Annotated in this window: 22 protein-coding genes and 1 riboswitch; of the genes, 7 read left to right on the top strand and 15 right to left on the bottom strand. The window is 72.5% G+C overall.

Translation table 11 applies throughout. From position 1 onward, the window contains the following. Nucleotides 1-80 precede the first annotated feature (80 nt). Nucleotides 81-1034: a UDP-glucose 4-epimerase GalE gene (galE, locus tag E1300_RS04400; protein ID WP_131755568.1), complete on the top strand. Its 954-nt coding sequence runs from the start codon at nucleotides 81-83 to the stop codon at nucleotides 1032-1034. Then, on the top strand, nucleotides 1031-2227 hold the full coding sequence (gene galK, locus E1300_RS04395; RefSeq protein ID WP_131755609.1) for a galactokinase: 1197 nt from the start codon (nucleotides 1031-1033) through the stop codon (nucleotides 2225-2227). The genes galE and galK overlap by 4 nt, the downstream gene beginning before the upstream one ends. A 28-nt stretch (nucleotides 2228-2255) precedes the next feature. On the opposite strand, the gene E1300_RS04390 is transcribed toward galK, so the two are convergent. The 4 genes from E1300_RS04390 to E1300_RS04375 all read right to left on the bottom strand — a co-directional run bounded on the left by E1300_RS04390 (nucleotide 2256) and on the right by E1300_RS04375 (nucleotide 6254). Beyond that, the gene (locus E1300_RS04390; RefSeq protein ID WP_131755567.1) at nucleotides 2256-3059 is read right to left on the bottom strand and encodes a DUF11 domain-containing protein; all 804 of its coding nucleotides are present in this window, start codon (nucleotides 3057-3059) and stop codon (nucleotides 2256-2258) included. A gap of 118 nt (nucleotides 3060-3177) precedes the next feature. Then, entirely contained in the window at nucleotides 3178-4167 is a 990-nt protein-coding gene (locus E1300_RS04385) for a malate dehydrogenase (protein ID WP_131755566.1), read from the bottom strand. Nucleotides 4168-4476: 309 nt separating this feature from the next. After that, the gene (locus E1300_RS04380) at nucleotides 4477-5694 is read right to left on the bottom strand and encodes an NADP-dependent isocitrate dehydrogenase (RefSeq protein ID WP_131755565.1); all 1218 of its coding nucleotides are present in this window, start codon (nucleotides 5692-5694) and stop codon (nucleotides 4477-4479) included. 107 nt (nucleotides 5695-5801) lie between these two features. Continuing rightward, entirely contained in the window at nucleotides 5802-6254 is a 453-nt protein-coding gene (locus E1300_RS04375) for a DUF3017 domain-containing protein (protein WP_131755564.1), read from the bottom strand. A 370-nt stretch (nucleotides 6255-6624) separates the two neighbouring features. Here E1300_RS04375 and E1300_RS04370 point away from each other — a divergent pair, with 370 nt between their 5' ends. Beyond that, complete coding sequence (locus tag E1300_RS04370; RefSeq protein ID WP_370784372.1) at nucleotides 6625-7350, top strand: FHA domain-containing protein; 726 nt, start codon at nucleotides 6625-6627, stop codon at nucleotides 7348-7350. A 211-nt stretch (nucleotides 7351-7561) separates the two neighbouring features. On the opposite strand, the gene E1300_RS04365 is transcribed toward E1300_RS04370, so the two are convergent. After that, nucleotides 7562-8413: a bifunctional methylenetetrahydrofolate dehydrogenase/methenyltetrahydrofolate cyclohydrolase gene (locus E1300_RS04365; protein ID WP_131755562.1), complete on the bottom strand. Its 852-nt coding sequence runs from the start codon at nucleotides 8411-8413 to the stop codon at nucleotides 7562-7564. Nucleotides 8414-8458: 45 nt separating this feature from the next. Further along, nucleotides 8459-8544, bottom strand: a riboswitch (ZMP/ZTP riboswitch). A gap of 83 nt (nucleotides 8545-8627) precedes the next feature. On the opposite strand from E1300_RS04365, the gene E1300_RS04360 reads away from it, so the two are divergent. Next, nucleotides 8628-9239, top strand: a complete 612-nt coding sequence (locus tag E1300_RS04360; protein WP_242618931.1) for a GNAT family N-acetyltransferase — start codon at nucleotides 8628-8630, stop codon at nucleotides 9237-9239. A gap of 60 nt (nucleotides 9240-9299) precedes the next feature. Here the strand turns inward: E1300_RS04360 and E1300_RS04355 are convergent, their stop codons facing one another. The 3 genes from E1300_RS04355 to purN form a co-directional block, all read right to left on the bottom strand. Further along, complete coding sequence (locus tag E1300_RS04355; protein ID WP_131755561.1) at nucleotides 9300-9479, bottom strand: hypothetical protein; 180 nt, start codon at nucleotides 9477-9479, stop codon at nucleotides 9300-9302. A gap of 271 nt (nucleotides 9480-9750) precedes the next feature. Continuing rightward, on the bottom strand, nucleotides 9751-11316 hold the full coding sequence (gene purH, locus E1300_RS04350) for a bifunctional phosphoribosylaminoimidazolecarboxamide formyltransferase/IMP cyclohydrolase (protein WP_131755560.1): 1566 nt from the start codon (nucleotides 11314-11316) through the stop codon (nucleotides 9751-9753). A gap of 25 nt (nucleotides 11317-11341) precedes the next feature. Further along, the gene (gene purN, locus E1300_RS04345) at nucleotides 11342-12004 is read right to left on the bottom strand and encodes a phosphoribosylglycinamide formyltransferase (protein WP_131755559.1); all 663 of its coding nucleotides are present in this window, start codon (nucleotides 12002-12004) and stop codon (nucleotides 11342-11344) included. Nucleotides 12005-12124: 120 nt separating this feature from the next. On the opposite strand from purN, the gene E1300_RS04340 reads away from it, so the two are divergent. Beyond that, nucleotides 12125-12604 carry a hypothetical protein gene (locus E1300_RS04340; protein WP_131755558.1) on the top strand — a complete coding sequence of 160 codons (480 nt, stop codon included), beginning with the start codon at nucleotides 12125-12127 and terminating at the stop codon, nucleotides 12602-12604. Between the two features lie 26 nt (nucleotides 12605-12630). Here the strand turns inward: E1300_RS04340 and E1300_RS51275 are convergent, their stop codons facing one another. The 5 genes from E1300_RS51275 to sucC form a co-directional block, all read right to left on the bottom strand. Then, on the bottom strand, nucleotides 12631-14670 hold the full coding sequence (locus tag E1300_RS51275; protein WP_207399470.1) for a cell division protein PerM: 2040 nt from the start codon (nucleotides 14668-14670) through the stop codon (nucleotides 12631-12633). Nucleotides 14671-14741: 71 nt separating this feature from the next. Next, entirely contained in the window at nucleotides 14742-14990 is a 249-nt protein-coding gene (locus E1300_RS04330; protein WP_131755557.1) for a hypothetical protein, read from the bottom strand. Further along, entirely contained in the window at nucleotides 14983-15267 is a 285-nt protein-coding gene (locus E1300_RS04325; protein ID WP_131755556.1) for a type II toxin-antitoxin system Phd/YefM family antitoxin, read from the bottom strand. Before E1300_RS04325 ends, E1300_RS04330 begins: the two co-directional genes overlap by 8 nt. A 132-nt stretch (nucleotides 15268-15399) precedes the next feature. After that, entirely contained in the window at nucleotides 15400-16287 is an 888-nt protein-coding gene (gene sucD / locus E1300_RS04320) for a succinate--CoA ligase subunit alpha (protein WP_131755555.1), read from the bottom strand. Nucleotides 16288-16289: 2 nt separating this feature from the next. Further along, the gene (gene sucC / locus E1300_RS04315; protein ID WP_131755554.1) at nucleotides 16290-17468 is read right to left on the bottom strand and encodes an ADP-forming succinate--CoA ligase subunit beta; all 1179 of its coding nucleotides are present in this window, start codon (nucleotides 17466-17468) and stop codon (nucleotides 16290-16292) included. A 334-nt stretch (nucleotides 17469-17802) separates the two neighbouring features. On the opposite strand from sucC, the gene E1300_RS04310 reads away from it, so the two are divergent. Further along, a complete protein-coding gene (locus tag E1300_RS04310) occupies nucleotides 17803-19371 on the top strand; it encodes a glycoside hydrolase family 15 protein (protein WP_242618930.1) in 1569 nt (522 codons plus the stop codon). Here E1300_RS04310 and E1300_RS04305 read toward each other — a convergent pair. Together E1300_RS04305 and E1300_RS04300 are read right to left on the bottom strand one after the other, a co-directional pair. After that, the gene (locus E1300_RS04305) at nucleotides 19322-19618 is read right to left on the bottom strand and encodes a hypothetical protein (RefSeq protein WP_131755553.1); all 297 of its coding nucleotides are present in this window, start codon (nucleotides 19616-19618) and stop codon (nucleotides 19322-19324) included. The two genes, E1300_RS04310 and E1300_RS04305, sit on opposite strands and share 50 nt — an antisense overlap. Further along, the gene (locus E1300_RS04300; protein ID WP_131755552.1) at nucleotides 19615-19905 is read right to left on the bottom strand and encodes a hypothetical protein; all 291 of its coding nucleotides are present in this window, start codon (nucleotides 19903-19905) and stop codon (nucleotides 19615-19617) included. The genes E1300_RS04305 and E1300_RS04300 overlap by 4 nt, the downstream gene beginning before the upstream one ends. A gap of 231 nt (nucleotides 19906-20136) precedes the next feature. Between E1300_RS04300 and E1300_RS04295 the strand changes: the two genes are divergently transcribed. Continuing rightward, complete coding sequence (locus tag E1300_RS04295; protein ID WP_131755551.1) at nucleotides 20137-21498, top strand: helix-turn-helix domain-containing protein; 1362 nt, start codon at nucleotides 20137-20139, stop codon at nucleotides 21496-21498. The last annotated feature ends 58 nt before the right edge of the window (nucleotides 21499-21556 follow it).

Genomic DNA, 21556 nt, shown 5'->3' with positions numbered 1-21556 from the left:
TTCACAGAGCCCGTCACGTCGAAACCCGTCGGTCGGAAATGGTCCGTCAAGACGGCACCGTCTCAAATGGAGGTCCGTTCGTGAAGCTGCTCGTCACCGGAGGCGCCGGCTACATCGGCAGCGTCGTCTCCGCCCTGCTGCTGGAGGCAGGGCACGAGGTCGTGGTCCTGGACGACCTGTCCACCGGTCACGAGGACGCGGTGCCGCCGGGGGCGCGGCTCGTCCGGGGCACGCTGCGCGAGACGGCGGCGGGCGTCCTCGACGGCGCCGGGTTCGACGCCGTCCTGCACTTCGCGGCCAAGTCCCTCGTCGGCGAGTCGGTGGAGAAGCCGGGCCTGTACTGGGACAAGAACCTCGGCGAGTCGCTGGCCCTGCTGGAGGCGATGCGCGCCGCCGGCGTCCCGCGGATCGTGTTCTCCTCGACGGCCGCGACCTACGGCGAGCCGGAGTCCACGCCGATCCTGGAGACCGACCCGACCCGCCCGACCAACCCCTACGGCGCGTCCAAGCTCGCGATCGACACGGTCCTCGCCGAGTACGCCCGGCTGCACGGCCTCGGCGGCGTCTCGCTGCGCTACTTCAACGTCGCCGGCGCCTACGGCGCGCAGGGCGAGCGGCACACCGTCGAGACCCACCTCATCCCCAACGTCCTCAAGGTCGCGCAGGGCGAGAAGGAGGCGGTGAACGTCTTCGGCGAGGACTACCCGACCGACGACGGCACCTGCGTCCGCGACTACATCCACGTCGCCGACCTCGGCCGCGCCCACCTGCTGGCCCTGGACGCCTGCGAGCCCGGAACCCACCACGTCTTCAACCTGGGCAGCGGCACCGGCTACTCCGTCCGCGCGGTCATCGACGTCTGCCGCGAGGTGACCGGCCGGGAGATCCCCGTCGTGGTCGGCCCGCGCCGCGCCGGCGACCCCGCCGTGCTGGTGGCCTCCTCCGACAGGATCCAGTCGCGGCTGGGCTGGAAGCCGGAGCGGGACCTGCGCGCCATGGTCGAGGACGCGTGGACCTTCCTCCGCTCGCGATGACGGACACCGGAACCGCCGGAACCGGCACCGCCGGGACCCGGGACCCCGGCGCGCTCCGGTCCGCCTTCACCGAGGCGTTCCGGCGCGAACCGGAGGGCGTCTGGCACGCCCCCGGCCGCATCAACCTCATCGGCGAGCACACCGACTACAACGACGGGTTCGTCCTGCCGTTCGCGCTGCCCCGCGGCGTGTCCGTGGCCGCCGCCCGCCGCGACGACGGCGTCGTCGAGGTCCGCTCCCTCCAGACCGGCGGGTCGCTCGTCACCGCGCCCGTGGACGGCGGCCCCGTCGTCGGCGAGGGCTGGCCGGACGAGCGCGCCTGGGCCGCCTACCCGGTCGGCGTGGCCCGCGTCCTGCGCGAGCACGGCACGGGCGGCGCGTCCCTGCTCGTCGACGCCGACCTGCCGCAGGGCGCCGGGCTGTCGTCGTCCGCGGCGCTGGAGTGCGCGACCGCCCTCGCCCTCTGCGACCTGCACGGCGTCGCGATCGACCGGCCCGCGCTGGCCCGGCTGGCCCAGCGCGCCGAGAACGAGCAGGTCGGCATGCCGTGCGGGCTGATGGACCAGTCCGCCTCGCTGCTCTGCACGCCCGGCCACGCGCTGATGCTCGACTGCCGCAGCGGCCTGTCCGCGCAGGTCCCGTTCGCCCCCGCCGAGGCCGGGCTGACCCTCCTCGCGGTCGACACCCGCGCGAGCCACGCGCTCACCGGCGGCGACTACGGCCGCCGCCGCGCCGAGTGCGAGGAGGCCGCGGCCCTGCTCGGCGTGCCCGCGCTCCGCGACGTCACCGACCTCGCCGGCGCGCTCGGCCGGCTCGCCGACCCGGTACTGCGCCGCCGCGTCCAGCACGTCGTCACCGAGAACCACCGCGTCGAGGCCGCCGTCGGCCTGCTGCGCGCCGGGGCGCCCGCCGAGCTCGGCGCGATGCTGAACGCCTCCCACCTGTCGCTGCGCGACCAGTTCGAGATCTCCTGGCCGGAGGCCGACGCGACCGTCGACGCCGCGCTGCGGGCCGGGGCGCGCGGCGGCCGCATGGTCGGCGGCGGCTTCGGCGGCTCGGTCATCGTCCTCACCGGCACCGACCGCGCCGACCGCGTCCGCGAGGCGATCCTGGCGGCCTACGAGCGGCGCGGCTGGACCGAACCGCGCTTCCTCGACGCCGTCCCGTCCGCGGGAGCCCACCGGGTCAGCTAGGACGCGTCACGCCCTGCCGAGCGGCGTCCTAGCGGAGGTGGACGCTGGTCGCGGCGGCGTTGTCGCCGGGCCGGCTCTCACCGAGCTCGCAGGAGACGCTCGCGCCGAACTCCACCACGCGCGCGCGGGCGCGGATCGCCGAGACCGCCGGCTTGACCTCCTTGGACGCGCCCGGCTCCAGCCCGTCCAGGGTGCAGCGCAGGTACTGGTCGTTCGCGGTCTGCCCGGTCACCGCGCATCCCGGCACCCGGATCCGGGCACCGTGCGCGCCCAGCAGCAGCCCGACCCGGCCCGCGGCGCGCGGCCCCCGGTTGGTGACCGTGACCTTCAGTGGGATCCGCCCGCGCCTGGACGCGGAGTGCGGCGCGGCAAGGCGCACCCGCAGATCGGTGCTCGGCAGGACGGGCGTCACCAGCTCGACCCGGTCGTTCCCCGGAACGGGATCGGGCGTCGCCGACGTGACCGCCGCGACGGCCCTCAGCTCGCCCACGGCGGACGGCGCGACCACGCCGTGCACGTGGAAGGCCCGCTCCGTCCTGGCGCCTCCCGGAACCGCGCAGCGGACCTCACGGCCCTTCTCCGCGCACCCCGGCTCCTCCAGCGCGACCACCGCCACGTCCCGGGGCACCGTGAACACCATCTCGGCGCGCTCGGCCGCACCCGCCCCCTGGTTGCGCACCGTCACGGTGTACGCGATCTCGCCGCCCGGCCTCGCCTGCCGCACCGACGCGGACACCGACACCCCGAGATCGGCGTCGTCCTGCGCGAACACGGGTCCCGCGCACGCCAGCAGGACACCGGCAGAGCCATAGACGGCCAGAACCCGACGCATGGCAACGAATCCTATTGAACACGAGGCGTGACGGACGCGCCCTGACACGCGCCCGCCCGGAAACGGGACGAGCCCCGGACCCACCAAGGTCCAGGGCTCGCCGCGCGTGACCGCTCGGTCAGATGAGGCCGAGCTTGCGGACGGCGTCGCGCTCCTCCGCCAGCTCGGCGACGGACGCGTCGATCCGGCCGCGCGAGAACTCGTTGATCTCCAGGCCCTGGACGATCTCCCACGCGCCGTCCTTGGTCGTGACGGGGAAGGAGGAGATCAGGCCCTCGGGGACGCCGTAGGAGCCGTCCGACACGACCGCCATGGACGTCCAGTCGCCCTCGGCGGTGCCGTTCACCCAGGTGTGGACGTGGTCGATCGCCGCGGACGCCGCCGACGCCGCCGACGACGCGCCGCGCGCCTCGATGATCGCGGCACCGCGCTTGGCGACGGTCGGGATGAAGTCGTTCTCCAGCCAGGCCTGGTCGTTGACCGTCTCGGCGGCGTTCTTGCCCGCGATCTCGGCGTGGAAGATGTCCGGGTACTGGGTCGCGGAGTGGTTGCCCCAGATCGTCAGCTTGCGGAGGTCGGCGACGGAGACGCCGGCCTTGCGCGCGAGCTGCGCGAGCGCGCGGTTGTGGTCCAGGCGCGTCATCGCGGTGAAGCGCTCGGCCGGGACGTCCGGCGCGTGCGACCGGGCGATGAGGGCGTTGGTGTTCGCCGGGTTGCCCACGACGAGGACCTTGATGTCGTCCGCGGCGCCGGCGTTGATCGCCTCGCCCTGCGGCTTAAAGATGCCGCCGTTGGCCTCCAGCAGGTCGCCGCGCTCCATGCCCTTCGTGCGCGGGCGGGCGCCGACCAGCAGCGCGACGTTCGCGCCCTCGAACGCCTTCGTGGCGTCGTCGAAGATGTCCACGCCGGACAGCAGCGGGAACGCGCAGTCGTCCAGCTCCATGGCGGTGCCTTCGGCGGCCTTCACGGCCTGCGGAATCTCCAGCAGGCGCAGGCGTACGGGTACGTCCGCGCCGAGGAGCTGACCGGACGCGATGCGGAACAGCAGCGCGTAGCCGATCTGGCCCGCGGCGCCGGTGACGGTGACGTTGACTGGGGTGCGCGTCATTGCCTTCTTCTCCTGCTGTGACCTGACGGGGCTCAGGCGGCCATCCTTGGAACCCGACCGCCCGAGAGGGTCGCCGCGGCGCGGGATCTCTCGTCGTCGAGATAGTTCACCGGGGCCAGGCTATCGCGCATCGCCCGCCTCCCATCCGGCAGGTGCGCGGACGGGCATGTCCGCGAACGCGAAAGGCCGCCCCGGGTTCTCCGGGACGGCCTTCACTCACGCATTCGCGGGGACCACGGGCAGGACACGCCCTGGCTCACGACCCAGCAGGGATCATCCCCGCATTAACGGAGCGACTCCAATTGAACACTATCCGTTGATCTTCTTCTGGAGGTTGGTGTCGAGGGCCTCCAGGAAAGCTTGCGTCGTCAACCAGGGGGTGTCGCGGCCGACCAGAAGGGCGAGGTCCTTGGTCATCTGGCCGCCCTCGACGGTCTCGACGCAGACCGCCTCCAGCTTGCGGGCGAAGTCGACGAGCTCGGGGGTCTTGTCGAGCTTGCCCCGGTGCTCCAGGCCGCGCGTCCAGGCGAAGATCGACGCGATCGGGTTGGTCGACGTCGGCTTGCCCTGCTGGTGCTGCCGGTAGTGCCGGGTCACCGTGCCGTGCGCGGCCTCGGCCTCGACGGTCTTGCCGTCCGGGGTCATGAGCACCGAGGTCATGAGGCCGAGGGAGCCGAACCCCTGGGCGAGGGTGTCGGACTGGACGTCGCCGTCGTAGTTCTTGGCGGCCCAGACGAAGCCGCCCTCCCACTTGAGCGCGGCGGCGACCATGTCGTCGATGAGGCGGTGCTCGTAGGTGAGCCCCTTGGCCTCGAAGTCGGCCTTGAACTCCGCCTCGAACACCTCCTGGAAGATGTCCTTGAAGCGGCCGTCGTAGGCCTTGAGGATGGTGTTCTTCGTCGACATGTACAGCGGCATCTCGCGGCTGAGCGCGTACCGCATGCTCGTCCGGGCGAAGTCCCGGATGGAGTCGTCGTAGTTGTACATGCCCATGGCGACGCCGCCGCCGGGGAAGTTCGCGACCTCGAACTCCATCGGCTCGGAGCCGTCCTCGGGCGTGTAGGTGATCGTCACCTTGCCCGGGCCCGGCACCACGAAGTCCGTGGCCTTGTACTGGTCGCCGTGGGCGTGCCGGCCGATGATGATCGGCTTCGTCCAGCCCGGGACCAGCCGGGGGATGTTGGAGGCCACGATGGGCTCGCGGAAGATCACGCCGCCGAGGATGTTGCGGATCGTTCCATTGGGGGAACGCCACATCTTCTTCAGGCCGAACTCTTCGACGCGCGCCTCGTCGGGGGTGATGGTGGCGCACTTGACGCCGACGCCGTGCTCCTTGATGGCGTTGGCGGCGTCGATGGTGACCTGGTCGTCCGTGGCGTCACGGTGCTCGATTCCCAGGTCGTAGTACTTCAGATCCACATCGAGGTAGGGCAGGATCAACTGGTCCTTGATGAATTTCCAGATGATCCGCGTCATCTCGTCGCCGTCGAGTTCGACGACCGGGCCCGCTACTTTGATCTTGGGCATGCTGTTGCTGTCCCTTTCCTACACCGGCCAGCAGTCCTTGTAAGGCTCAACTGGCAAGGCTAGCCGAGGCGACCAGGAGGTCTAGACCTGGCCTCGTCCCGCGCCCGCTACCTGGGCGGACGGCCGGGGGTACCGGCGGGCGGGCCGTCCCGCCGCCCGGCGAGGACGACCTTCACGGTGCGGGCGAGGAACGCGAGGGCGATGAGGACGCCGAAGACCCCGGCGAGGACGAGCCCGGTCTTGTTCATCGGCGGGACGCTCAGTGCGACGAACGCCACGGTCTCGCCGAGGATCACCAGCGTGAGGACGTCGACGGGGCGGCTGCGGATCGCGAGCATGCCGAGCTGGGACTCGGGGAGCAGCAGCCGGGCGAGCGCGCCGAGCAGCAGCGCGGCCGCCATCAGGCCGGATCCCTTGCGGAAGTAGTGGAGGGCGCAGAGGGCCAGCCCTCCGGCCACGCCGCCGAGGACGAACAGGTAGGGCAGGCGGGCGAGCCAGTGCGGGGTCGCGCTCCTGCCGCGCGGCGCCTTGCGCCTGCGCCGGTGCACCTCCGTGCTCATGGCGCGCAGTCCCTCCGGCCTTCGACGGATCCGTGGGATCTCACGGTAGTGCCATTCCTCCGGGGGTACGACATCGTCCGCCCAGCGAGGAAGTGATCGTCCGAGCGCGGGAGGTGATCGTTTCGGAGCGTCCCCCGGATGGGATTCTCACGCGGCCCTGAGCATCTCGGGCGGGCGGTGCCGGATGGAGGGATCCGGCTTGTCGCCCGACGACGGAAACGGGTGGTGCGGAAGTGAGTCGCGTGGGACGCGAATGCCTTGTGCCACCGGTCCTACTCGCCAGTAGGAGGGTGTGACGGTGACGCGCCCGGGTAACCCGGCAGACAGGGGTCGCTAACTAGCTGGGAGGACTGCCGTGGAGGGGCCGTTCATGCGGATCGAGGACAGCGGGCTGGTGATGCCGTTGCGCCCCGACGTAACGACGGTCGGGAGAGGGAGAGGAGTCGACATCCGCCTCGACGACCCGAGTGTGTCCCGTTTGCACGCAGAGATCGTTCGGCGCGGCCCGTACGTGTACGTCGTCGACATGGGCCTGTCCCGCAATGGAACGCGAGTCAACGGCCGGCCCATCGCCCGCCGTGTCCTGGAGGACGGCGACGTCGTGAGCTTCGGCACGGCGCGCTGCCGGATGGGGGGCATCCCCCGTGAGGAGGTCGACCCGGACGTCGAACTGCGGCGTGCCGTCGCCCCCGAGCTCACCCGCCGCGAGGTCGACGTGCTGACCTCGCTCTGCCGGCCCGCCCTCTCGGACGAGGCCTTCGTCGCCCCCGCCACGGCCCGCGAGATCGCCGGTGATCTCGTGGTGACCGAGGCGGCGGTCAAGCAGCACCTGCTGCGCCTCTACCAGAAGTTCCGGATCCCGGAAGGGGCCAACCGCCGGACGCGGCTCGCCAACGAGGTCATCGCCATGGGCCTCGTCCGTCCGCTGCCGCCGGTGCACGTCCCGCAGCAGGGCCGTCCCCCGATGGACGGCCGGGCGCCCGCGGTCCGGGGCCCGGCCGAGGCGCGCAGGCCGGGCGCGCCGGGGAGCCATCTGCCCGGCCATGTCACGGCTCCCGGGCGGGCGGCGAGCACCGCCGGCCGCCGGGCGAGCTGAGGTGATCGTGCGGTCGCCCTCTTCGGCAGCGCAGCGTGAGGGCGGCCGCTACGCCTTTGCAGGAACCGGACGCCGGCCGCTGGTCGACGGAGACAGCGGTTAGGCGGCACCGGCAGCAGAACCGTCAGGCAGCACCACGGACGTGTCGGGCCGCCGCCAAGGGTGCGGCGGCGGCCCGGCACGTTCGCCATGTCCGGCCCAGGGGCTCGGGCTAGCGGGCCGCGGCCTCGGCGGCTTCGACGACGTTGGCGAGGAGCATGGCGCGGGTCATCGGGCCGACCCCGCCGGGGTTGGGCGCGACCCAGCCGGCGACCTCGCGGACGTCGGCGGCGACGTCCCCGGCGAGCTTGCCGTCCACCCGGGAGACGCCGACGTCGAGGACGGCGGCGCCGGGCTTGACCATGTCGGCGGTGATGAGGTCCGGCACCCCGGCGGCGGCCACGACGATGTCGGCCTGGCGGGTGTGCGCGGCCAGGTCGCGGGTGGCGGTGTGACAGAGGGTGACGGTCGCGTTCTCGCTGCGGCGGGTGAGGAGCAGGCCGAGGGCCCGGCCGACGGTGATGCCGCGGCCGACGACGGTGACCTCGGCGCCCTTGATCGGGACGTCGAAGCGGCGCAGCAGGTCGACGATGCCCTTCGGGGTGCAGGGCAGCGGGCCGGGCTGCATCAGGACGAGCCGTCCGAGGCTCATCGGGTGCAGGCCGTCGGCGTCCTTGGCGGGGTCGATGCGCTCCAGGACGCGCTGCTCGTCCAGGCCCTTGGGCAGGGGCAGCTGGACGATGTAGCCGGTGCAGGCGGGGTCGGCGTTCAGCTCGGCGACGGCCCGCTCCACCTCGTCCTGGGTGGCGGTGGCGGGCAGGTCGCGGCGGATGCTCTGGATGCCGACCTCGGCGCAGTCGCGGTGCTTCATGGTGACGTAGGCGTTGCTGCCGGGGTCGTCGCCCACGAGCACCGTGCCGAGGCCCACGGACACGCCGCGGTCGCGGAGCGCCTCGACACGGGTCTTGAGGTCCGAGCGGATCTCGGCGGCGGTGGCCTTGCCGTCCAGGATCTGTGCCGTCATGCGTTCCTCCGCGCTGTCTGGCCGGAACCGGGCCCCGGCTGAGGTCCCGGCCACCCAGGCGCGCGGTGTCCGGACGGTCGTTCGCTCCCCGGTGGTGATCCACCTTGCTCGCGCCAGTCGCGTCGGACACCCATGGTAGCCGCCGAGTGGTCGCCCGGAATCGCCGCCGAGTGGCCCTGCCGGACGCCCCGTCCCGCCGCCTACGGTGATCGCCATGAGGAACGGGGGTGACCAGATGGGCCCATGGTTCGACCGCCCGGTGCTGGCCGGGCGGTACGTGCGGCTGGAGCCGCTGGGGCGGGAGCACGCCGAGGGGCTGTTCGAGGCGTCCAAGGACCCGGAGATCTGGACGTGGCAGAACGGGCGGCGGCCGGGGAGCCTGGACGAGGTCCGCGCCGGGATCGACAGGGCGCTGGACGACTGCGCGCGCGGCGTCCGGCTGCCGTGGGCGCAGATCGACGCGGCGACCGGGGAGGTCGCCGGGGAGACGTCGTACTACGAGGTCGCGCCCGCGCACCGGGGGCTGTGCATCGGGCACACCTGGCTGGGCGCGCGGTGGCAGCGGACGGGGATGAACACCGAGGTGAAGCTGCTGCTGCTCGGCCGCGCGTTCGACGACCTGGGGGCGATGCGCGTGGGCTGGCACACGCATGTCCGCAACGAGCGTTCGCGGCGGGCGATCGAGCGGCTCGGCGCGTCGTTCGAAAGCGTGCACCGCAAGCACCGGGTCCGTGCGGACGGCTCGGTCCGCGACACGGCGGTCTACGCGATGGTGGACGACGAGTGGCCCGAGGCGGCGGCCGCCCTCCGCGCCCTGCTCAGGTAGGGCGCGGTCCGGAGGCCGCCCGCTCGGGCAGGGTTGCCGGACGTGGCCGTCCGGGTGGGGTCAGTCCTCGTCGGGGCGCTGGCGCCAGGCGATGAGCCGGTCGGTGCCGTGCCAGCCGAGCTGGGCGGCGAGCATCGCGGCCAGCGCCGCGGCGAACAGGCCGATCAGCTGCCGGGACTCCATCAGCAGCGAGTCGGCCTGGGAGACCGTCCCCACCAGCAGGGTCAGCACCACGTCCATAAAGCCTCCAACGGCGGACGCCGCGCGTGAGCAGGGAAGAGCCGGTCCAGGGGGTCGTGGGAGGACCGTCGGGTCGATGTCTGAGGGCGCGGCGTAAAAGTGAGGCTATCAACGCTTAAACGTAAAACCACCCATCGATTCGACAAAGATCTTGGGAACGGCCCAGTGTGGACAGGTCGTGGACACGGCACGGGTGGACCATCGGCGGCCCGTCAACGCGCGGGAGGCCCGGTGCGGACGGTCGTCCGCGCCGGGCCTCCCGGGTCGCCGATCAGTGGAAGAAGTGCCGGACGCCGGTGAAGTACAGGGTGATCCCGGCCTTCTCGGCGGCCGCGATGACCTTGTCGTCGTTCACGGAGCCGCCGGGCTCGACGATCGCCCGCACGCCCGCGGCGGTCAGGACCTCCAGGCCGTCCGGGAAGGGGAAGAACGCGTCGGACGCGCCGACCGCGGCCGCCGCCCGCTCCGCGCCCGCCCGCTGCACGGCGAGCTTGGCGGAGTCGACCCGGTTGACCTGGCCCATGCCGACGCCGACCGTGGCGCCGTCGGCGGCCAGCAGGATCGCGTTCGACTTCACCGACCGGCACGCGCGCCAGGCGAACGCCAGGTCGCGCAGGGTGGCCTCGTCCGCGGCGGCGCCGGCCTTCAGCTCCCAGCCGGACGGGTCGTCGCCCGCGCCGTCCACCCGGTCGACCGACTGGAGCAGCAGCCCGCCGTCGATCCGCCGGTACTCGGTCGCGCCGGACGGGGCGTCCGGGCAGACCAGCAGCCGGATGTTCTTGAACCGGGCCTTGAGCACGTCCACGGCTTCGTCGTCGAAGGACGGGGCGACCACCACCTCGGCGAAGCTCTCGGTGACCTGCCGGGCCATCTCCGCCGTGACGGGCCGGTTCGCCGCGATCACGCCGCCGTAGGCCGACACGGGGTCGCAGGCGTGCGCCCTGCGGTGCGCGTCGGCGACGTCCGCGCCGACCGCGATCCCGCACGGGTTCGCGTGCTTGATGATCGCGACGCACGGCTCGGCGAAGTCGTAGGCCGCGCGGCGGGCCGCGTCCGTGTCGACGTAGTTGTTGTAGGACATCTCCTTGCCGTAGAGCTGCTCGGCCCCGGCCAGCCCCGCCTCGCCCGGCGTCCGGTACAGGGCGGCCCGCTGGTGCGGGTTCTCGCCGTACCGCAGGACGTTCGACCGCTCCCAGGTGGCGCCGAGGAAGTCCGGCCACTTCGCGTCGGCGGCGGTCTCGTCCGGGGCGTACTCGCTCGCGAACCAGGACGCCACGGCCACGTCGTAGGACGCGGTGTGCGCGAACGCCGCGGCGGCCAGGCGGCGCCGCTCCTCCAGGGTGAACCCGCCGGCCTCGACCGCCGCGAGGACGGCGCCGTACGCGGACGGGTCCACGACGACCGCGACGGACGCGTGGTTCTTCGCGGCGGCGCGGACCATCGTCGGGCCGCCGATGTCGATCTGCTCGACGCACTCGTCCGGCTTCGCGCCCGACGCGACGGTCGCGGCGAACGGGTACAGGTTGACCACGGCCAGGTCGAACGGCTCGACGTGCAGGTCGTCCAGCTGCTGGAGGTGGTCCTCCTTGCGCCGGTCGGCGAGCAGGCCCGCGTGGACCTTGGGGTGCAGGGTCTTGACCCGGCCGTCCAGGCACTCGGGGAACCCGGTGAGCTTCTCCACCTTCATGACCGGCACGCCGGCGGCGGCGATCCGCCCCGCCGTGGAGCCCGTGGAGACGATCTCCACGCCGGCCTCGTGCAGGCCGCGGGCCAGGTCCTCCAGCCCGGTCTTGTCGTACACGCTGATCAGCGCGCGCTTGATCGCCACCCGACTCACCGGCCGAGCTCCCCTCGTCGTCGGCTCAACTGCCACTCGCGGATTTCGCACTGCCGTCCGGTTCACCGTCGCGGCAGGTCCTGCACTTCATCGAGACACGTCTGCCCCGCACGGTCCACCCGTCGCGGGCGAGCCGTCCGACGACGTCGACCATGAGCCGGCGCTCCACCTGCTTGATGCGCTCGTGCAGGGAGTCTTCGTCGTCATGCCAGCCCACCTTGACGGTCTCCTGGGCGATGACGGGTCCGGTGTCCACGCCTTCGTCGACGAAGTGCACGGTACAGCCCGTCACCTTGACCCCGTACGCCAGGGCGTCCCGTACGGCGTGCGCGCCGGGGAACGCGGGCAGCAGCGCCGGATGGGTGTTGACGATGCGGCCGCCGAACCGGGCCAGGAAGCGCGGCCCGAGGATCTTCATGAAGCCGGCGGAGACGACGAGGTCGGGCTCGTGCGCGGCGACCGCGTCCGCCAGCGCCGCGTCCCACGCGTCACGATCGGCGAAGTCGCGGATGCGCAGCGTGAAGACCGGGAGCCCGGCGCGCTCGGCGCGCTCGATCCCGCCCGTTCCGGGACGGTCCGCGCCCACGGCCACCACCTGCGCCCCGTAGGCTGGGTCCGCGCACGCGTCGAGCAGCGCTTGTAGGTTGGTCCCCGCGCCGGAGACGAGGACGACGAGCCGGGCGGACACCTTGACTCCCTGGTGGACGTGGGGTTGTTCGGGTCGACACGAAGCCTATCGGCCCTGTTCGGCGCCCAGGATTTCCACCCGGCCGGCGGCGCCCGGCCGCAGGGCGAGGAGGACACGAGCGTGAGCGAGCAGCCGGGGAGCCCGGCCCGTCCCGGAGAGGGCCCCGAGGAGCGGCCGGAGCCGCGTCCCGGGGACCGTCCCCCGGCGAGGGGACCGGTCGAACGCACCGGCTGGCGGGCCCTGTGGCTCGGCGGTTTCGCGCTGCTGACCGCGTTCTTCTTCTACCCGCTCGGCCTCGTGCTCGGCGTCGCGGCGCTCGTCATCGGCTTCCGGGCGCGGCGTGCCGCGCGGGCCGCGCACGGCATCGCGCCGGGCGCCGTCGCGGGCATCGCGCTGGGCACCGCGGGGCTCGTGCTGTCGGCGATGTCGGTGGCGCTCACCGCCTACCTGTGGACGGAGCTGAGCGGCTACCAGACGTGCCTCAGCGACGCCAACACCCACACCGACAAGGACACCTGCCGCACCCGCTACTTCCCGAAGATCGAGAAGAAGATGCACCTGCCCGCCGGGAGCATGGACCGCTACGGCGACTTCCTCTAGCCCGTCTCCCCGGTGGGCGCCGCCGGTCAGTCCTGGCCGGGCTCCTCGCGGAGGACGTAGATCGCTCCGCCCCGGTTCTCGGTGCGCTCGACGTCGTCCCGGTCCTGGTCACGGGGCGGCGGCACGGCCGCTTCGGGCGCGGGTTCGGGCTCCTCGACGATGTGGCCTTCGTGGACGACCGTCCCGTCGTCCACGGGTACCGGAGCGGGCTCCTCGGGGAACTCGATCGGCGGCTCGGCGGGACGTCCCCGTCCGCGGGACGAGCGGCGCGGCGCGAGGAGGGGCTCGGCCTCCTCGAACTCCAGCGGATCGGGCGCGTACGGCGAAGACGTCGCCGCCGCCCGCCCCGGGACGGACGCCTCACGCCCCTCATCGCGCCCCGTGCCCGCACCGCGCGAACCCACCTCATGCGAACCCGCGCCGCGCGCCCCAGTCGAGTGCGCTCCCGTCCCGCGCGGACCAGTCGCGTGCGGGCCTGCCGCGTGCGGGCCTGTCGCGTGCGAGCCAGTCGCGTGCGAGCCAGTGGCGTAGGGGCCTGTCCCTTGCGGATCCGTTCCTCCACTCGGGTCTGTGCCGTCGAAGATCGCCTCCGGCGGGACGGGCGCCGCTAGGGGGAGCGCCGCGGATGCGGTCCGCGGACGGGCGGACGGCCGCTCGTCCACCGGCCGGGTCTTGCGCTTGCCCTCCCGCCGCGCCTGCCGCTTCTTGGAGCGCTTCTCCGCCCGGGCGGGCTCGTCCTCGGAGCGCCGCAGGATCATCCAGTTCGCGACCCAGGCGGCGATCGCCGCGGAGATGCCGACCTCCAGGGCCGCCATCAGGCCGACCTGCCAGGCGGACGGGCCGACCGTCGCCATCCGCTCGCCGCCGAGCGGGCCGCCCGACAGTGCCGCGAGGACCGCCGCGACGGCGCCCGTCAGCGCCCCGGACACGAAGCCCCACAGCGGCGCGCCCTCGTACACCGGGCTGGGCATGGCGCGGATCGTCAGGACGCCGCCCACGGCGCCCGCGGCGAACGGCGCGGCGAGCGCCAGCAGCGAGACGGCGGGCGCGGGTCCCGGTTCGGGCAGCGCGGCCAGCGGCGGGAACGCGGGGACGGTGTCGAGGAACACGCCGGTCGCCGAGACGCTCGTCCCGGCGCCGACGGAGAAGCCGGGGCCGACCGCGTACGCCATGCCCCAGATGACCGCGTTGGGCAGGAACGCGAGCTCGACCAGCAGCAGCAGGACGCCGCCGACGATGCCGGGGGCGAGCATGTCGTAGAGGCGGTCGGACTCGCTCATGTGCAGGGCCAGCGAGCCGCCGACGAGCACGGCGCCGGACGCGAGCAGCACGGCCGTGGAGCCCGCGACGCCGATCACGAGTGAGCGGGGCCGGTCGGGCAGCAGCCGCAGCAGCGCGCCCAGCCCGGACCGGACGCGGCGCCCGCGGGCCTCGGCCGCCACCTGCGCCGCGACGACGGCCCGCGCGGCGCCGAGGCCGCCCGCCACGACAGCGACGGTGAAGCAGGCGACGAGCGCCTGCCACGCCGACGGCCGGACGGCCGGGGACGCCGCGGCGAGCGCGAGCAGCCCCGCCAGCGCCGCGTACGGGACGGCCAGCGCGACCGCGACCTGCACCACCGCGACCCGCGGCCGGCTCGGCAGCCCGAGCCCGCGGATCATCCAGCCGCCGCCGCGGTACAGCATGGCGCCCGGCAGGACGAGCACGCCCAGCGGCAGCAGCCCGACGCGGCCGTGCGAGCTGGAGAAGCCGGCGTGGTGGGAGACGAGCCAGAAGTTCACGGCGGTGCGGAACACGCCGGGGAGGCCGTGGCCGAGCGCGGTGCGGGGCGCGGCGATCCAGCCGATCAGGGTGAAGGTGGTGAGGACGGCGAGCCCGATGCCGATGCACCAGAGCGCCGCCACGAGCCCGGTCACGTAGAGCGGCCGCCCGCCGCCCGCGCCGCCTCCGCCGGGCCTGGCCTGCCCTCGGGCGGCGTCCGGGCGGGGCCCCCGGGCGGTCCGGCCGGGCCTCGGCGGGTCGGGTCGTTCCGGCCGCACGCGCTGTCCGGGGCTCACGTCGCTCACGCGTCCATGCTGGCACCACGCCGCCGCGTCCCCGTCCCCCTCGCCCGGCGTGTCGCCTTTGTCGTCGCCTCTCAGGTATTCGGATGAACGACGCTGATGACGACGGTGTCATCGCCCATCAGGGTGTAGTAGACGGTGACCAGGTCATTCGACAGCTCGTACGCGGCATGCCCCGCTACCTCGACGAACGGCTTCGCATCCGGAGGGACGGGGTCTCCCAGCAGCGAGATGATCAGCATGTTGGCGGCGTCGCGGACGTTCGGCGGGAAGCCCGCGACCTGCATGCGCAGGCGGTACGTGAAGACCAGATGGTCAGGCAAGCCGATCGCCCTCGATGATCTGCTCACGCGTCAGGCTCTCGTAGCCGGGAGGCAGCTCTCCCCGCTCGACGTACGGTGCGACGTGCTTGATCTCCGCGACGACGGCGGCCTCGATCCGTTCGCGCTTCAGCGCCTGGTACTCCTGGTAGTCGGCCTCAGGCACCAGGATGACGGCGTCCGAACCATGTCGAGTGATCTTGATGTGATTGCCGTGGACGGCATCCGAGTGGAGCTTGCCGAGTTGCTCGCGGGCCTGCTTCAGCGGAACCTCTTTCATGCTCCGAGTGTACACTCTTGACACTGTCGCAGTTTTGTACACTTGCACACTCCCCCGGTTCGGCGAGAACGAAGGACGCCCGGGCCCCGCGGCGGGGTCCGGGCGTCCTTCGTGAGCCTGATCCGGAGCGGATCAGCGGTTCTTCATGATCTCCCGCATCAGGACGGCGGTCTCGCTCGGGGTCTTCCCGACGCGGACGCCGACCTTCTCCAGGGCCTCCTTCTTCGCCTGCGCGGTGCCGGCGGAGCCGGAGACGATGGCGCCGGCGTGGCCCATCGTCTTGCCCTCGGGGGCGGTGAAGCCCGCGACGTAGCCGACGACCGGCTTGGTGACGTGCTGCTCGATGTAGGCGGCGGCGCGCTCCTCGGCGTCGCCCCCGATCTCGCCGATCATCACGATCGCGTCGGTGTCCGGGTCGTCCTGGAACGCCTGGAGCGCATCGATGTGCGTGGTGCCGATGATCGGGTCGCCGCCGATGCCGACGCAGGTGGAGAACCCGAAGTCGCGCAGCTCGTACATCATCTGGTAGGTCAGCGTGCCCGACTTGGACACGAGCCCGATGCGGCCGGGGGTGGTGATGTCGGCCGGGATGATGCCCGCGTTGGACTTGCCGGGGGACGCGATGCCGGGGCAGTTCGGCCCGATGATGCGGGTCTTGTTGCCCTTGGACTCGGCGTAGGCCCAGAAGTAGGCGGTGTCGTGCACCGGGATGCCCTCGGTGATGACGACGCAGAGCGGGATCTCGGCGTCGATCGCCTCGACGACGGCGTCCTTGGTGAACTTCGGCGGGACGAACACGACCGACACGTCCGCGCCGGTCTCGGTGATCGCCTCGGCGACCGTGCCGAACACCGGGAGCGTCGTGCCGTCGAAGTCGACGGTCTGGCCGGCCTTGCGGGCGTTCACGCCGCCGACGACCTGCGCGCCGGAGGCGAGCATCCGGCGGCCGTGCTTGGTGCCCTCGGAGCCCGTGATGCCCTGGACGATGATCTTGCTGTTCTCGGTGAGCCAGATGGCCATGATCATGCACCTGCCGCTGCGAGTTCGGCGGCGCGCTTGGCCGCGTCGTCCATGGTGTCGACCTGCTGGACGCCGGGCAGCGCGGCGTCGCTGAGGATCTGCCGTCCGAGCTCGGCGTTGTTGCCGTCGAGCCGGACGACGAGGGGGCGGTTCACGGCCTCGCCGCGGTCCGCGAGGAGCTGGTAGGCGCTCACGATGCCGTTGGCGACCGCGTCGCACGCGGTGATGCCGCCGAAGACGTTGACGAACACCGACTTCACGTCGCCGTCCGACAGGACGATCTCCAGCCCGTTCGCCATGACCTCCGCGGACGCGCCGCCGCCGATGTCGAGGAAGTTCGCGGGCTTCTGGCCGCCGAACTGCTCGCCGGCGTAGGCGACGACGTCCAGCGTGGACATGACGAGGCCGGCGCCGTTGCCGATGATGCCGACGCTGCCGTCGAGCTTGACGTAGTTGAGGTCCTTCTCCTTGGCCGCCGCCTCCAGCGGGTCGGCCGCGGCCTTGTCCTCCAGCTTGTCGTGCTCCTGGCGGAACGCGGCGTTGTCGTCGAGGGAGACCTTGCCGTCCAGCGCCTTCACCTGGCCGTCGGTGGTGAGGATCATCGGGTTCACCTCGACGAGGGTGGCGTCCTCGTCGGTGAACACGGCCCACAGCCGCTCGATGATCTCCGCGGCGCCGTCGAGGGCCTCCTGCGGGAGGCGGCCCTGCTCGGCGATCGCGCGGGCGCGGTCCTTGTCGACGCCGTCCAGCGGCGAGATCGGGACGAGCGCGAGCCGGTCGTGCGGCACCTCCTCGATCTCCACGCCGCCCTCGACGGAGCAGATGGAGAGGAAGGTGCGGTTGGCGCGGTCGAGCAGGAACGAGAAGTAGTACTCCTGCGCGATCGCCGAGCCCTCCTCGACGAGGACCTTGTGGACCGTGTGGCCCTTGATGTCCATGCCGAGGATCTGGCCGGCGAGCGTCTCCGCCTCGTCGGCCGAGTCGGCGAGCTTCACGCCGCCGGCCTTGCCGCGGCCGCCGGTCTTCACCTGGGCCTTGACGACGACCTTCTTGCTGCCCGCGGAGAACAGTTCCTCCGCGATAGCGCGCGCTTCCTGGGGAGTATGGGCGACCTTGCCGGTGGGCACCGGTACCCCGTACTCGGCGAAGAGTTCCTTCGCCTGATGTTCGAACAGGTCCACGAGGCGTCCTTAACAGGATTGACAGCCAATGACCACTCGAGTGGGGAGTACACGGGTGCCCGTGCGGCCGCCACCCTGCGGTCCGCTCCGTCGATGCAGCCTAGTCAACCCCGATCCATGGTCATGCCGCCGGGTCCGATCCCGCGTCCCGGAAACGGTCACCGTTCGGAAACCGGACGGTGGCGGCCCGGTGAGACCGGGCACGCCTCGCAGGAAGGCACGGTGTGGGCCCCTGGGAGGAGGGCACGAGTGGCCCCTGGGGAGGATGAACCAATTGACGTAGTTTGATGTACTTATTTTCACTTTGATGTTGCCCGGGGGAAGGCTGACCGTCATGGCGGACGAGCGTCTGGCGCACCGGGGGGTCGCCGAAGAGCCGCCCCCCGGCGTCCCCGGCGCGCCCGTCGCCACCGCGCCCGCCCCGGCGGACGCCCCGCCCCGGACGCCCTCCCGGACGGCTCCCCGGCGCGGACGGCGCCGCGGGGTCCGGCGCTTCCGCCGCGCCGCCGCGCTGCTGATCGTCGGCGCGCTCGTCGCCACCGGCGGGTCCACCCTCCCGAACAACGCGGGCCCCGGCTGGGCGAGCCCCGGGCTGGTCGGCGGCGGCGGATGGCCGTTCACCGGCGTCCCCCTCTCCCCCGCCGAGGGGCCCGGCGCCTCCTATCTCCCCGACAGCACCGTCGTCCGGCTCGCGGACGGACGGGTCCGGCTCGTCCCGTACGGGGAGGACACGTCCATCGTCGTCCCGGCCGACGACCCCCGCGTGGCCGCCGCGGTCCGCTCCGACAGCGTGTGGCTGACCCACGGCACGATCCCCGGCACGGACCTGAAAGCCGGATCCCCCGACAAGCGGCGGCGGTCCGGCGACGACTACCGCGACATGTCGACACGCGCCCTGCTCGACCTCCGGCTGCTCACCCGGCCCAACGGCGCGTCGCTCGCGTCCTGGTACGGGGCGTGGCGGTACTCGTGGCCGCGCGACTCCGCCTTCGCGGCCGCCGCGTTCACGGTGGCGGGCCACCCGTCCGAGGCGCGCCGCGTCCTGCGGTTCCTCGCCCGCGTCCAGCACGACGACGGCGTCTGGGCCGCCCGGTACAACGTCGACGGGACCGCGGTCACCGACGGCCGCCCGCCGCAGCTCGACTCCCTCGGCTGGGTCCTCTGGGCGAGCTGGTTCTACCGGACGCGCTACCCGGCCGACCTGCCGGAGCTGTGGCCGATGGTCCGCCGCGCCGCCGACCACCTCGCCCGCTCGCTGGACGCCGAGGGGCTGCCGCCCGCCTCGTCCGACTACTGGGAACGCGACCACCGCCGCGAGCAGGACCCGCGCCGCCCCACCCTCGGCGTCGCCGGACCGGTCCTGGCCGGCCTCCGCGCCGCCGCGTCCCTCGCCGGAACGTACGGCGGACGCGCGGAGGGGACCCGCTGGCGAGCCGCGGCGAACCGCCTCTCCAACGCCGTGACCAGGCAGTACGCCCCGTACGGCTACCCGCGCTCGCCGATCAGGGGCGGCCTGATGGACACCTCCGTGACCTTCCTGGCACCCCCGTTCGCGCCGCTCGACGCGGGCGTCTCGGCCGCCGTCGACACGGCCGCCCGCAAGCAGGCGCTGCCGAACGGCGGCGTCCTGCCGGGCGAGCGCTGGCCGGGCAACAAGGCCGTCGCCTGGACGCCCGAGACCGCCCTGTTCGCCCTCAACTCCGCCGCGTCCGGCCGGACCGCCGAGGCGCTCGGCCGCCTCGACTGGCTCACCGCGCACCGCACGACGCTCGGCTCGCTGCCCGAGAAGATCGGCGAGCGCGGGCAGCCCGCGGGCGTGGCCCCCCTCGGCTGGACGGCGTCGCTGGTCGTCCTCACCCTCTCCGCCCTGGAACGCCCCCTCCCCGTCCCACCCGCCCACTGACGTCCGAACGCCGCCGCACCACCAGGACATCGCCGCGCGTCGCCCCGTCGACCGCGGCCACCCGGCGGCTCAGCTCCGCGGGATCCCCCGCCTCGACCAGCCGGTGATGCCCGGCCGCGTCCAGCACCAGGGCCCACCATCGTCCGGTGTACAGCCCGAACCACGCCATCCGGACGCAGGGGAACCGGCGCCGCAGCTCGTCCGAGATCCGGACGGCGTCGACCTGCCGCCAGGCTCCCGCGATCACGCCTGCGCCCCCAGATGGTCGAGGACGAGCACGGCCGCGATGCCGATCTGATCGGAACGCGCGATCGGCTCCGACCACGAGGTGAAGAACCACCACCGACCGGCATCCCCGGGCCGGGGTCGGCAGGTGATGAGGTCGGACGCATGCGGGGCCTCCGCACAACACCCGGCCGCACGCGTGTTCACGACCCTGAGGCCCGTTCCGGTGAGCTCGACGTTCATGCGCCGTGAGGCCAGATGTGCGCCAAGCGCCGCGAGCGACTCCTCGGGCGTTCTACGATCGTCCATGGGTCCGACCTCCGTTGTCGGATCAAGGCCCCGGGCCGGTGCAGTCATCACCGCCCCGGGGCCGCTTCTCTTTTCGACCTTCCCGGTCACATCACTCGAATCGAATACCGGCGGGGAAGCGCACCGGATTCCCTCACGCGAATGCAAGTAAGTCACGATGCGGAGCGGCATCACAGGTGCAGAATTGACGTCATCGAAGAGCACTCCCTGGCAGACCGACGCGAGGCCCCGATGACCGAAGACGCAGATCAGCGCGCCCTGGACCGCCGCACGATCGCCACCCGCCTGACCGCTGAACGCAAGCGCCGAAAGTGGACCAAGCCGGAGATAGCCCGACGCATCAGAGATTCCCTACCTGACCGGCAATGCCCCGATACGGACACCCTGCTGTCGTACGTCAAACGCTGGGAGGCGGGCAAGGTCGGCGTCAGCGAGCGCTATCGCGTCGCCTACGCGATCGTGTTCGGCGTCGATGAAGATGATCTTTTCGCCCTCGACGGAGAAGATTCAGATATCAACCTAAATCAATCCGTCGCACCTCTTCCCTTCGGCTTTCCCGCCGCTAGCGTGGACTCGAAGCCCACCGTCGGAAGCCAGGACGACATGGAACGTCGGCGCCTCCTGCAAACCGCCCTCACCATGGGGATCGGCGCGATGGCATCGTCCGGCGAGTCGGTGCGCCAGCTCCTCGACCTCGCCATGGACACCGAGACCCGGTCGATCGAGGACTGGGGCATGACCTGCGTCGACCATCTGCACGCGCTCCGCACGCTGCCGCCGGCCCAGGTCCGGGACGGCCTCACTCCCGATCTGCTGGCACTCCAGCGCCAGATGACGACGGCGTCCGCGAAGGTGCTGCCCGATCTGCACCTCAATCTCGCCTTGCTCGGCTTCCTGCAAGCCAACGCGGTCACCCGCTTGGGCGATCACGGCGCCGCCATCCGCTGGTGGCGCACGGCCAAGACCGCCGCCGACGCGTCGGGCGTACTCGATGCCCGGCTCATGATCCGCTGCAAGGAGGCGGGTTTCGGGGTGTTCGGGCAGCGTCCCCTGCCGACCGTCCTGCGCCTCGTCGAAAAAGCGCGCCGCCTCGCCGGTGACGGGCATCCCTTCTGGACGGCGAACCTCGCGGGCGTGGAGGCCAACGCCCTCAGCCTCCTCGGCCGACACGACGAGGCCCGGCGTTCCCTCCGCACCTTCGTCGACCGGGACGGGAAAGACTTCCGCACGGACATCTTCCCCACCCTCTGGACCACGGACGCCCTGCACTTCACCGAGAGTTGCGTCTACGCGAGCGCGGGCGACGAGTCGAAGGCCGACACCGCACGCGACCTGGTCCTCTCCCAGAGCTCCGAGTACCAGTACGAGGCGAACGTCCGGCTTCACGAGGGGCTGTGCACGGTCGTCCAGGGCGGCAGCGATGCCGGGGCGCGGCAGGCGACGGCCGTGCTCACGACCCTGCCCGTCCCCTACCGCAGCCAAATGATCACCCAGACCGGGCGCTGGGTCCTCGACGCGATACCCCCCGCCCACCGCGACAGCTCCCCAGTGGCCGAGCTGCGCGAGGCCCTGGTCCTCACCGCCCCGAACTAAGCTCCGCGAGACAGTCGTCCAAAGGTGCCCGCGCCCGGTTCAGCGATTCCCCATCAGC

It is taken from the genome of Actinomadura fibrosa, from assembly GCF_900659615.1.
Taxonomy (GTDB): domain Bacteria; phylum Actinomycetota; class Actinomycetes; order Streptosporangiales; family Streptosporangiaceae; genus Spirillospora; species Spirillospora fibrosa.
This window is presented reverse-complemented; position numbering and strand designations above follow the sequence as displayed.

Excerpts from the sequence above, each read along its gene's own strand:
- sucD (WP_131755555.1), bottom strand. The coding sequence starts at position 16,287 with ATGGCCATCTGGCTCACCGAGAACAGCAAGATCATCGTCCAGGGCATC.
- E1300_RS04360 (WP_242618931.1), top strand. The coding sequence starts at position 8,628 with ATGAGGAACGGGGGTGACCAGATGGGCCCATGGTTCGACCGCCCGGTG.
- E1300_RS04375 (WP_131755564.1), bottom strand. The coding sequence starts at position 6,254 with ATGAGCACGGAGGTGCACCGGCGCAGGCGCAAGGCGCCGCGCGGCAGG.
- E1300_RS04370 (WP_370784372.1), top strand. The coding sequence starts at position 6,625 with ATGCGGATCGAGGACAGCGGGCTGGTGATGCCGTTGCGCCCCGACGTA.
- E1300_RS04385 (WP_131755566.1), bottom strand. The coding sequence starts at position 4,167 with ATGACGCGCACCCCAGTCAACGTCACCGTCACCGGCGCCGCGGGCCAG.
- E1300_RS04390 (WP_131755567.1), bottom strand. The coding sequence starts at position 3,059 with ATGCGTCGGGTTCTGGCCGTCTATGGCTCTGCCGGTGTCCTGCTGGCG.
- E1300_RS04380 (WP_131755565.1), bottom strand. The coding sequence starts at position 5,694 with ATGCCCAAGATCAAAGTAGCGGGCCCGGTCGTCGAACTCGACGGCGAC.
- E1300_RS04355 (WP_131755561.1), bottom strand. The coding sequence starts at position 9,479 with ATGGACGTGGTGCTGACCCTGCTGGTGGGGACGGTCTCCCAGGCCGAC.
- E1300_RS04325 (WP_131755556.1), bottom strand. The coding sequence starts at position 15,267 with ATGAAAGAGGTTCCGCTGAAGCAGGCCCGCGAGCAACTCGGCAAGCTC.
- E1300_RS04310 (WP_242618930.1), top strand. The coding sequence starts at position 17,803 with ATGGCGGACGAGCGTCTGGCGCACCGGGGGGTCGCCGAAGAGCCGCCC.
- E1300_RS04365 (WP_131755562.1), bottom strand. The coding sequence starts at position 8,413 with ATGACGGCACAGATCCTGGACGGCAAGGCCACCGCCGCCGAGATCCGC.
- galK (WP_131755609.1), top strand. The coding sequence starts at position 1,031 with ATGACGGACACCGGAACCGCCGGAACCGGCACCGCCGGGACCCGGGAC.
- E1300_RS04295 (WP_131755551.1), top strand. The coding sequence starts at position 20,137 with ATGACCGAAGACGCAGATCAGCGCGCCCTGGACCGCCGCACGATCGCC.
- E1300_RS04300 (WP_131755552.1), bottom strand. The coding sequence starts at position 19,905 with ATGGACGATCGTAGAACGCCCGAGGAGTCGCTCGCGGCGCTTGGCGCA.